The organism is Roseateles sp. P5_E8 (assembly GCF_054177665.1).
In genome coordinates this window covers 45843-55389 of the sequence record NZ_JBGCUM010000036.1, presented here as the reverse complement: position 1 = coordinate 55389, position 9547 = coordinate 45843, and the positions used below count along the sequence as shown (strand labels likewise).

The 9547-nt window shown below is 66.8% G+C and carries 6 protein-coding genes; 1 reads left to right on the top strand and 5 read right to left on the bottom strand.

Going from position 1 to position 9547, the window contains the following annotated elements; genetic code table 11:
* Nucleotides 1-35 precede the first annotated feature (35 nt).
* On the bottom strand, nucleotides 36-2990 hold the full coding sequence (locus ACXRVZ_RS19115) for a TonB-dependent receptor plug domain-containing protein (RefSeq protein WP_457426349.1): 2955 nt from the start codon (nucleotides 2988-2990) through the stop codon (nucleotides 36-38).
* 249 nt (nucleotides 2991-3239) lie between these two features.
* Between ACXRVZ_RS19115 and gntR the strand changes: the two genes are divergently transcribed.
* The gene (gntR, locus tag ACXRVZ_RS19110; protein ID WP_457426351.1) at nucleotides 3240-4286 is read left to right on the top strand and encodes an HTH-type transcriptional regulator GntR; all 1047 of its coding nucleotides are present in this window, start codon (nucleotides 3240-3242) and stop codon (nucleotides 4284-4286) included.
* On the opposite strand, the gene ACXRVZ_RS19105 is transcribed toward gntR, so the two are convergent.
* From ACXRVZ_RS19105 to ACXRVZ_RS19090, 4 genes are all read right to left on the bottom strand, one after another.
* Complete coding sequence (locus tag ACXRVZ_RS19105; protein ID WP_458232695.1) at nucleotides 4278-6608, bottom strand: GH36-type glycosyl hydrolase domain-containing protein; 2331 nt, start codon at nucleotides 6606-6608, stop codon at nucleotides 4278-4280. The genes gntR and ACXRVZ_RS19105 overlap by 9 nt on opposite strands.
* Nucleotides 6609-6614: 6 nt before the next feature.
* Complete coding sequence (locus tag ACXRVZ_RS19100) at nucleotides 6615-7970, bottom strand: MFS transporter (protein WP_457426355.1); 1356 nt, start codon at nucleotides 7968-7970, stop codon at nucleotides 6615-6617.
* Nucleotides 7971-7974: 4 nt separating this feature from the next.
* Nucleotides 7975-8496, bottom strand: a complete 522-nt coding sequence (locus ACXRVZ_RS19095; protein WP_457426357.1) for a gluconokinase — start codon at nucleotides 8494-8496, stop codon at nucleotides 7975-7977.
* A 120-nt stretch (nucleotides 8497-8616) separates the two neighbouring features.
* A complete protein-coding gene (locus ACXRVZ_RS19090; RefSeq protein ID WP_457426359.1) occupies nucleotides 8617-9402 on the bottom strand; it encodes a sialate O-acetylesterase in 786 nt (261 codons plus the stop codon).
* Nucleotides 9403-9547: the final 145 nt, after the last annotated feature.

Here is a 9547-nt window from a genome sequence, read left to right as displayed (position 1 = left end):
GCGCCGTCGATCGACGGCGCCGCACACCTCCCGCATCAGAACGACATCCGTGCCCCCACACGGTACTGGCGGCCCAGCACGTCGAACAGCGAGGGGTTCACGCCATAGCCGGTGTTGGTGCCCGGGGCGTTGGGCGGCGCGACGTCGGTGACGTTGTCGATCTTGAAGTAGGCGGTGATGTTTTTATTGATCTTGTAGTTGCCGGCGAGATCCCAATAGAAAGCGCCCTTCATCTGGTTGTTGTCAATGGTCTGGTGCTGGGCGGTGGAGACTGGACAGTTGGTCTGGCACTCGATGAACTCGTTGCTGTAGACGCCATCGCTGACCCAGCGCTGGCTCACCGTGAAACTGGCCTTTTCGCCTTCCCAGGATTGCGAGAACTGGGCCTTCCACTTCGGCGTGTCGCCGAGGTTGACACCTGCGCGCTCGGCCGGGATGGTGCCGACGATGCCGGATTCCTGGAGGAAGCTTTTCGTGTGGGTGGCCAGGGCGCGCAGCATGAGCTTGCCGGGCAGATTGACGCTGGCCAGGTTGAATCGGTAGACAGCTTCCATGTCGAAGCCCTTGTTGCGCATCTTGGACAGATTGAAGGCCTGCAGCGTCACGTACTTCACGGGGCTGACAAGATCCATCGCGGCGCAGATCTCCTGGTTGCCGGCAGCGCAGAGGTCCACTTCCTGCTGCGCTCCGAGGGTGGCGATCACGTCCTTCAACTTGATGTCGAAGTAGTCGATCGACGCACTGAAGCCAGGCGCCCACTTGGGCTGCGACAACACCAGGCCGAGGATGCGGTTGTTGGCCAGCTCGGGGCGAAGTGCGACGTTGCCGATGGTGCGCTGCTGCACGTTGTAGGTGTTGCCCTGGAAGTTGACGGCCTGGTTGATGACCACCGGCGCGGCAAACAGCTCGGAGAGATTCGGCGCACGCACATCACGCGAGGCGACGTAGCGAACGCGCAGGCCATCGATACCGGTTTTCCAGGTCGAGCCGATCTTCCAGCTGTTGATGCCGCCGGCGGTGCTGTAGATCGTGCGACGCACGGCCGCGTTGAGGTTGGCCTCGCCCAGGCTGTCGGACTTGAACATCGGAGCGTTCACTTCGACGAAGCCTTCTTTCACGTTGTAGGCGCCCGCCGCGGCGTGGTAATTGCCGGCGAACCAGTTGTTGCCCACGGTGGTGTTGAGAAGCGGGTCAGCCGGGTAGTCGGCCGTATTGGGCGTTGCGGGGTAGACGCCATTGCCGTAGGGGTCGCCCGTCACCCAGTAACTTTCCTTGCGACCTTCCGCCCCGAAGGCGACGGCCACCGGTCCTGCCCAGTTCGAGAACGGCTGGCCGTTGACGTTGAAGCTGACCACCGTCTGGCGCTGCACCGACAACTGATGCGGACCGACGGCCGGGAACACATAGGCCAGCGCGGCCGGATCCTGCTGCACATCGCCGATGATGTTCAGTGGTACGCAGCCTGCGGCCGCGGCGGTGGCGTTGCGGCAGACGATCTGGCCGGACGAATTGCGCACGGCGTCGATGGCGGCGTTGAAGCGCGGGTTCAGCATGATGTTGCTGACCTTCAGGTCGATGCTGTTTTCGCCGTGCTCGACGTAGCCGTCATACGACCAGGTCCGGCCCAGCACGTTGGCCTTGCCGTTTGCACCCACCACGAACCGCTTCTGTTCGCGGATCGGATTGACGTCGATGTCCTTGGGCTGGTTGCCGTAAGCGGTGCCGAACTTGAAGCTGGTGATGCCCTTGTCCACGCAGGCCTGCTTGATGGAGGCCGGCACGTAGGGGTTCTCGCACTGGATGGTCAAGTTGTCCAGCTTGGGTGAACCGGGGTTGGGCGTGTTGCGGGCGTTGGTCTTGGCCAGGTTGACCGTGAAGTAGACCTCGGTGTCATCGTCCAGTTCATAGCTACCACGGGTGTAGAAGACTTCACGCTGCAGGTTCATGCCCATGGTGGTGCCGCCGCCGACTGTGCCGGAGAGGTCGCCACCCACGCAGAAGGGGGTGATGCAGCCTGTCACTGCACCGGTGCCGGTGGGCACGCCGTTGGAGCCGTACTCGAACTTGTAGGGCACGCCGTCCTTGCCGAAGGCGGTGCCCTGCAGCGGACCCTGCGTGATCAAGCCGTACTTGGAGTATTGGAACTGTTGGGCGTTGCGGATGTCGAACAGCTGCGGCTTGCCGTCCGTGGTTTGGCCGGTCGGGCGCTGTTGCCAGGCCGGGTTGTTGAACCAGGTGCGGCCGTTGGCGCCCTGGCCACCAAAGCGGGGTGAGGGCACGCCCTTTTCACGGACGAGTTCCACGCTCACGGCAATGTGCGCACGGTCGTCAAGGAAGCTGCTGCCCCAGGCGGCTTGCAGTGCGCCGTTCTTGTCGTCGCCGTAGTTGGTCTGGCCAGCTTCGACGTTGGCCTTGAAGCCCTTGAAGCGCTTGTCGGTGATGAAGTTCACCACGCCGCCCACGGCGTCAGAGCCGTAAGAGGCGCCGGCACCGCCGTTCACCACGTCGACCTGTGTGACGAGGAGCTGTGGGAACTGGCTGATGTCGGCCACGCCGGTCACGTTGGCCGGCACCACGCGTTGGCCATCGAGCAGGGTTAGGGTGCGGATCGGGGCCAGGCCGCGCAGGCTCAGGGAGCTGAGGCCCTGCAAGCCGCTGCTGGTGCTGTTGGTGAAGGTGGTGCGACCCGTGCTGCCCTGGAGCGCAGGCAACTCAACGAGGCTCTGGAAAATGTTCGGGTGAGCCGCCTTCTCGAGGTCCGAGGCGGTGAGGCGCGTGGTCGGCGTCGGTTGCGTGAAGCCGCGCGCCGAGATGCGCGAGCCCGAAATGATCACCGCTTCGAGCACGCTGGGGCGGGGATTGGCTTCTGGCGCGGCGTCAGGCGTTGTCGCCGGGGTCTCAACGCTTTGGGCCAGGGCGGGAAGCGCCAGCACGGCGCAAGCCGTGAGGGCCGCTAGATGGATCAGGGTCTTGGAACCGGGATTTCGCATGGAAGGTCTCCTGAGGTGGCAGGGTGGGGCCGCTGCCTTGTGGTCGTTGAGTCGGTATTCGCTAAACAAACTTTGTTTATTGGATAGCGCTGTCCCGAGAGCTTAAAAAAGCCGGATGGCTTAGGTTGAAACTCGCCCGAACACGCGATCCGCAAGGTTTGAACAGCTGCGCCGAGGGCTATTGCGTTTCGGGATTGCGCTATCCTAGGCATCGAATTCCCCCTCCGATATGGGGGATACCATGTAGACATGCCGAGCAGCAAGACGACATCCGCCGCCTCCCCCAGACGCCCTCGGGCCACGGGCCGCGTGACGCTGGCCGACGTGGCGCAGGCTGCCGGCGTCAGCCCCATCACTGTCTCGCGCGCGCTACGCGGCGAGCGAGCCGTAGCGGCGGAACTGGTCGAGCGAGTGCAGGCCGCCGTTGCCCAACTGGGCTATGTGCCGGACCCTGCAGCCCGCGCCCTGGCTTCCAGCCGCAGCTCGCACGTGGCGGTGCTGATTCCCGCTCTCAGTAATACGGTATTCGTGGAAATGCTGGACGCGCTCCAGCGCAGCCTGACGGGGGCCGGCTTCCAGATGCTGATCGGCGTGACACATTACGACGCTGGCGAGGAAGAGGCTGTGCTGCGCAGCTTCCTCGCGCATCGGCCGGCGGGGCTGATCCTGACGGGACTGGAACGCAGTCCTGCCGCCGCAGCGCTGATCGAGGGCAGCGGCCTGCCTTGCGTGCACGTGATGGAACTGGCTTCGGAGCCGGGCATCCACAGTGTCGGTTTCTCGCAACGCGACGCGGGCCGGGCCATCACCCAGCACCTGCTGGACAGCGGCCGGCGCCATGTGGCCTACGCCGCGGCCCAGCTCGACCCGCGCACGCTGCAGCGCGGCGAAGGTTATCTGGCTGCGATGCAGGCCGCCGGCCTGGGAGACGCGGTGCGCCAGGTGCTCAGCCCCGAGCGGTCATCGATGGCGCTGGGTGGCCAGTTGCTGGCGCGCGTTCTGCAGGAGGCGCCAGACACCGACGCCATCTTCTTCTGCAACGACGACCTGGCCCAGGGCGCCCTGCTGGCCGCGCTGCGCCTGGGTGTGAAGGTGCCCGAGCGCGTGGCCGTGGCCGGCTTCAACAACCTGCCCGGCAGCGACCAGATGGTGCCGCCCCTGACCACGGTGGCCACGCTGCGCCGCGAGATGGGCGAGCAGGCGGCGCAGATGCTGATGAAGCTGATGCGCGGCCAGCCGGTGGAGCAGCCGAACATCGACCTGGGCTTCCAGGTCGTTCGGCGGGCTTCAGCCTAGTTCGACATCGAGCTGGTACTCGCGGCCGGGCTCAATGCCGCGCACCAGACAGTCTGGCAACGGCTGGCCGTCAAGGAGCACGCGGTTCACGCCCGTGCGGCGCACTTGCAGCTTGAAGCGCGCGCCGCGGAACTCGCGCTCGGCGCTGAGGCGATCCCAGTCCGAAGGCAGTTGCGGCTGCACCAACAGCCCTTCGGCATGCCCGCGCAGCCCGCACAGCCCCTCGATGACGCAGCGATAGGCCCAGGCCGCCGTGCCGGTGTTGAACAGCTGGCTGGAGCGCCCCGCCGTGCGCGGGTACTGCTGGTGCGCCCCGCGGTAGTAGTTGGGAATGAACACCGGCAATTGGCCGCGCTGTAGCAGGTCAGCCTGGTCGGGCCCCGGGATCATGCGGCGCAGCGCGCGCCAGGCGCGGTCGCCCTCGCCTGCGTCGTAGAGGGCGTGGATGTAGAAGCTGGCCGCGTGGTTGTAGACGGCGCCGTTCTCGGCCGAGCCGGGATGCTTCTGCGTCACGCGGCCGACGTCGTCGCGCATGCCGGAATAGGGCGGCGCGAACATGGCCACGCCGTGCGGCGTGTCGAGCTGGGCGTCGATGGCCGCGAGCATCTTCTGGCGCTGTTCCTTGCTGGCCGCGCCGCTGAGCATGGCCCAGGACTGCGGGTTGAGGTAGATGCGGCCTTCGGTGTCGACGCTGACGCCGAAGACGACGTCGTCGTCGGTGATGCCGCGCGCAAACCAGTCGCCGTCCCAGAGGTGGCGGTTGGCGGCGTCGTTCAACTCCTGCGCGGCGGCTTGCCAGCGCGTGGCCTCGTCAGGGCGACCGGCGTCGGCGCTGATGCCGGCCCACAGCTTCATCGCATAAGCCGCAGCGACGGTCAACCAGCCCGAGACGCCTCGGCCCTTGTAGCCGACCATGTTCATCGGGTCGCACCAGTCGCCCTGGGCGATGAAGCTCAAGCCGCGTGCATCGCGGTCCTGCTGCAGCCAGGCCATGGCGGCATCCAGCCGCTGGGCCACCGTCAACGCGTTCACCACGACATCCAGCAGCGCGAAGTCGCCCGTCTCATCCAGGTAGGCCTGCAGGCACACGGGCAGCCACACGCAGTGGTCGGTGTGCGGCACCTGGTTGATGTACTTCAGCTCGGCGCCTTCGATGAGCAGGATGCCGTCGGGCATGGCGCCGTTCGCCTCCTGCTGGCTAAGCGCATGCAGCAGCGCCCCGCGCGTGACGCTCGGCGCGATGTAGGCCATGCCGAGGTTGTCCTGCAGGTAGTTGCGCGTCTGCGGGTCGGTGCTGAGCCGGTTCACGTCACCGTGATAGAAAACCTGGCGCGGCAGCCAGTGGTTCACGAAGCGGTCGAAGTCGGCGTCCGGCGTCGTGATGCGCAGGCAGCCACGACCGCTGGCGACGTAGTCGGCGTAGGCCGCCCGGGCGCGGGTGAAGCCGGCTTCGCTGAGGTAGGTCTCGCGCACTTTCGCGATCTCGGCGTCGTCCAGCGCGGGGCCGAAGAGGAAGCGCCAGGTCTCGCCCGCGTTGGGTTGCAGCGTCAGCTGGTACTGCACGCTGGCGGCGGGCGTTTCGTAGCGGGCGTCGCCGCCAGCGAGCTGATCGGCCTGCAGTGCGTTGGGCCGGTGCAGGCCGCCTTCGCCCTCGAACGCAGCTTGGCTGGCCTCCCACGCATCGGGCGCGCGCTCGCACAGGAAGTAGGTCTTGTCCTTGAGCTGCAGGTTCTTGAAGTAGTCCGCGACCTTTTGATAAGGCGTGACGCTGCTGGCGACGATGCCGCCGAGGTCGGCGCGGTACTCGGCCGACTGGTTCATCCACGACATGTTGCCGATGGGGAAGTAGGGCACGACGCTGATGCGCCTTGGCCGGCCGGTGAGGTTGGTGACGCGCAACTCCCACAGCTCGACGACGTCGTCGGTCGGCAGGCCTAACGTCATTTCCACGCGCAGGCCGAGGTGCTCCACCGTCCAGCTCAGGTCGTGCTTGCCGACGACGAAGCTGAAGCTGTCGACCGGCGCACGCACCGGCTCATACGGTGCCGAGAACAGCTCGCCCGTGTCCTCGTCCTTCACGTAGACGAAGCGGCCGGGGTGGTGGGCGTAATAGGCCTGCTCCGGCTGCATGAAGGTCTTGGCCTCCAGGTTGGGCGCATGCGCGTACTTGGCCGGTTCGGGCTGCATGAACTGCGCGGTGGCATAGCCGCGGCAGGTCACCTGGATCATCATGCGGCGGTTCCAGAGGAAGCCGCCGGCCTTGGGCAGGGCAGTGGGGCTGGTGAGCTCGCAGCGCTCGCCGCCGTTGATGTGACGCAGCATGGTGGGTCAGGCTGAAGAAGTAGAGGACTTGCGCTCGGCCAGATCGGCCTGGATGCGCGCCATGGTGGGGTTGTCCAGCGTGTAGAAGGCCATGATGACGGCCGCCAGCAACGTGAAGCCGGCCGGGATCACGGACATCAGCCAGACGATGCCGGCCTGGGAGTCGGCCGACTGCACGACGTTGGGCACATAGCCCAGGGCCGAGAACAGCGTGCCGATGACGCCGACCGCGACGGCCGTGCCGAGCTTCTGCGCGAAGGAGCTGGCCGCGAAGGTCATGCCCGTGGCGCGGCGGCCGTTGCGCCATTCGTTGTAGTCGGCCGAGTCGGCCAGCATCGAGAACGACAGCGGCGACTTCGGGCCCAGGCACAGGCCCAGCGCGATCTGCAACACGTACATCCACACGATCTGGTCACTCGGCACGAACAGAAAGGCCGTCGACAGCACGGTGGAGGCCAGCATCAGGCCGATCAGCAGCTTGCGCTTGTCGATGAAGCGCGTGAGCAGCGGCGTGCACGCCGTGCCCGCGGCCGCCGCCAGCAGATAGGCCGGCATGAAGGTGGCCAGCAGCTCGGGGCGGTTGACCACGTACTTGAAGTAGTAGGCCGCGCTGGTCATGCGCAGCGTGATGCTGAGCATGATGATCAGCGCGAGGAAGAACAGCAGGATCCAGGGCAGGTTGCTGCGCAGGTCGGCAATGTCCTGGCGCACGCTGGACGGCTCGGCCTGCACCGGCTGCACGCGCTCGCTCGTCGCGCTGAAGGTGAAGACGAAGATCAGCGCGGCGGCGATGCCCCAGAACACCATGGTCAGCGTCCAGCCCAAGGCCGGGTCGCCGGCGCCTAACCACGCCACCAGCCGGGGCGAGACGGCCGTGACGAGGGTGCCGCCCGCGAAACCGCAGACGAAGCGGGAGGCGTTGATCGCATTGCGCTCCCGCGCGTCACCCGAGATCACGCCGGACAGGGCGCTGTAGGGCAGGTTGACGCTGGTGTAGACCGTCATCAGCAGCAGGTAGGTCACATAGGCCCAGACCAGCTTGCCGGTGGGGCCGAAGTCGGGCGTCGAATACGTCAGCACGCCGATGACGGCCAGCGGCACGGGCATGAACAGCAGATAGGGGCGGAACTTGCCCCAGCGCGTCTGCGTGCGGTCGGCGAAGGCGCCGATCATGGGATCGGTGAAGGCGTTGAAGATCTTGACGACGAACAGCATGGTTGCCGCCGCGCCCGCCGTGATGCCGAACACGTCGGTGTAGAAGATCAGCAGGAAGGTCGAGACGTTGGTCCAGTAGAAGTTGAACCCCATGTCGCCCAGGCCGTAGCCGACGATCTCGCGCTTGGTGAGCGGCGGGTGCTTCATGGCATCAGCCCTGGGCTGCCGGTTGGCGTTGGGCCAGCCAGTCGCAGACCTCGGCGGTCAGTTCAGCCAGCGGCTTGAGCCCGTCGAGATGCATCACGCCCGGCTCGCCCACGGGTGACTCCAGCGTCTCGAACTGGCTGTCGACGAGGCTGGCGGCAAAGAAGTGAGAGCCGCGCGTCGTCACCCGCCGGCTGGCCTCGGCCTTGTCGATGTCCAGGAAGGCGAAGCGCAGGCCGAGTGAGGCCTGGCGGAGCTGGTCGCGGTAGGCGCGCTTGAGGGCGGAGCAGGTCACGATCAGGCCGGGGCGCTGCCGCAACTGCTCGCTCAGGCTGGCGAGCCAGCTGGCGCGGTCCTCATCGGTCAGCGGTTCGCCCTGGGCCATCTTGTGGCGGCTCGACTCGCTGTGGAACAGGTCGCCCTCCAGCCAGGCAAGCCCCAGACGGTCCGCCACGACGGCTGCGAGGGTGGATTTGCCGCACCCGGCGACGCCCATGATGACGAGAGAGGCGGGGGCAGGTTGGGTCATGGAGAGCAAGCAGGGCGAAACGAGGAAGTGTGAGGCAGCGCCAAGGCTGGATAGCGCTATCCTAATCGGTGAATCCGAGGCGACGGTCCGTACTTTCCCGCTGACTGCGGTACCGGGCGGTTACTGCGCGCTCTGTGTCTGCACCCGCCACATTGCGCGGGCGAAGCGGCGGCCCAGCTCGCGGGCGGCGTCGGCGGTGAAATGCAATTCGTCGCCCTGATGGCCCAGGCCGGCCGAGTCGGCAAAGCCCACGCGGGGCAGGGCCTCGGGCATGTGGCGCAGCGCCTCGCGCACCGTGGCGGCTTCGGGCTGGCGTTGGGGCGACAGAAACTGGCCGATCTCGCCAACGACGATGGGCAGGTCGGGCTGGCCGAGGTCTTGCCGCAGGTCCTGGAACATCTGCGTCAGCCGCGCGCCGTAGCTGGCGGCGTTGGCGGGGCTGTCCGAATCCGACTCGCCCTGGTGCCACAGCACGCCGCGGATGACCCCCGTCTTCGCCGCCTCGCGGGCGCGGGCCAGGGCTTGCTCGTAGAGGTCGCCGCCCTTGACCCAGCGGCGCAGCGGCGTGCCGCCCACGGCCGTGGGAATGAGGCCGATGGCCACGGTCTCGCTGGCCTTGAGCATCTCCTGCCCGAAGGCGATGCCCGGGCCGACGCCGGGCTCGATGCGACCGGTCTTGGCATGGATGGGGTCGCGGGCAACGACCCATTGGCCGTCGGCGCTCAGTGCCAGCAGGCGCGGGTCGTCCATCTGCGCGGCCAGGCCGCGCGTGTCGCGGCCGGCCATGTTGGACTGGCCCATCAGCAGGTAGAGGTCAAGCTGCTCGTGAGGAAGATCCTCGGCTTGAGCGCTCGTCGTCAGCATGGCCAGCATGCCCAAGGCCAGGAATCGCAGCAGGGCTTTCATAGGTCGGCGATTCTGTCAGCGCCCGTGAAAAAGCCCGGCACCGCGAGGCGGGCCGTGCCTGTCACTCAGCAAGTTGCGCGAACGCGGCTCAACCCGGCACGTGCATCTGCCTGGCAACGGGAATGTCGTCCTTCAGGCTGCCGCT